The following is a 1,320-nucleotide window of genomic DNA, read 5'->3' as shown; positions in this document are numbered from 1 at the left end:
CTAGTAGCAAAACGCCTCGGAAAAACAAGAATTATTGCAGAAACTGGAGCAGGACAACACGGCGTTGCAACCGCAACTGTTTGTGCTTTAATGGGTTTGAAATGTATTGTTTACATGGGCGAAGTCGATATCAAACGTCAGGCACCAAACGTAGCACGAATGAAAATGCTCGGAGCAGAAGTTCGACCAGCAACTTCTGGCTCAAAAACCTTGAAAGATGCAACCAATGAAGCCATTAGAGATTGGATTAATAATCCCAATGATACCTATTATATTATCGGTTCAGTGGTTGGACCACATCCTTATCCTGATATGGTAGCGCGTTTTCAAGCCGTAATTTCAGAAGAAATAAAAGCACAATTACTCGAAAAAGAAGGTCGTGAAAATCCAGATTATGTCATTGCTTGTGTTGGTGGCGGAAGCAACGCCGCTGGGACTTTCTATCATTTTCTAGACAATCCAGAAGTCAACATTATTTCTGTTGAAGCCGCTGGAAAAGGTATTGATACAGGCGAAAGTGCAGCAACGTCAGCTTTGGGTAAAATCGGAATTATTCACGGTGCAAAAACCTTATTGATGCAATCGCCAGACGGACAAATTACAGAGCCATACTCTATTTCGGCAGGACTTGATTATCCTGGTGTTGGCCCAATGCATGCCCATTTATTTGAAACTAAGCGTGCAGATTTTATTGCGATAACCGACGAAGATGCTATGAATTGGGGAATTAAACTATCCAAAACCGAAGGTATAATTCCTGCTATTGAAACCGCTCACGCATTTGCTGTACTCGACGAAAAAAAATTCAAACCTACTGATATTGTGGTTATTAACCTATCAGGTCGTGGCGACAAAGATTTGAATACTTATATAGATTATTTTAAACTCTAAAAAATACTTGGTGTACTTTGTTAAAATCTTTGTGCGCTTCGTGGATAAATAAAAAAAATGAACCAAATAAATCAAAAACTCCAAGAAGATAAAAAATTATTGTCTATCTATTTTTCAGCAGGATATCCAAAACTAAACGACACAGTAACCATTATTCAAAACCTAGAAAAATCTGGAGTTGATATGATCGAAATTGGTTTGCCATTTAGCGATCCGCTTGCCGATGGACCAACCATTCAAGAAAGTTCGACCAAGGCTTTGCAAAACGGAATGACTACCAAATTGTTATTTGAACAACTTGCTAACATTCGCGAAAGCGTAAAAATTCCGTTGATAATTATGGGATATTTCAACCCAATGTTACAATATGGTGTCGAGGAATTTTGCAAAAAATGTCAAGAAATAGGTATCGACGGATTAATAATTCCA

2 protein-coding genes are annotated in these 1,320 nt (G+C 38.3%); both read left to right on the top strand.

Annotation, left to right across the window (positions count from 1 at the left end; genetic code table 11):
- The coding region (trpB, locus tag RMO83_RS00980; protein ID WP_310557805.1) for a tryptophan synthase subunit beta at positions 1-891 on the top strand (891 nt) is incomplete at its 5' end.
- 57 nt (positions 892-948) lie between these two features.
- Positions 949-1,320, top strand: a 372-nt coding sequence (gene trpA, locus RMO83_RS00975; RefSeq protein WP_310557804.1) for a tryptophan synthase subunit alpha, incomplete at its 3' end; no start/stop codon positions are given.

Source organism: Flavobacterium sp., assembly GCF_031423415.1.
GTDB lineage: Bacteria > Bacteroidota > Bacteroidia > Flavobacteriales > Flavobacteriaceae > Flavobacterium.
This window is presented reverse-complemented; position numbering and strand designations above follow the sequence as displayed.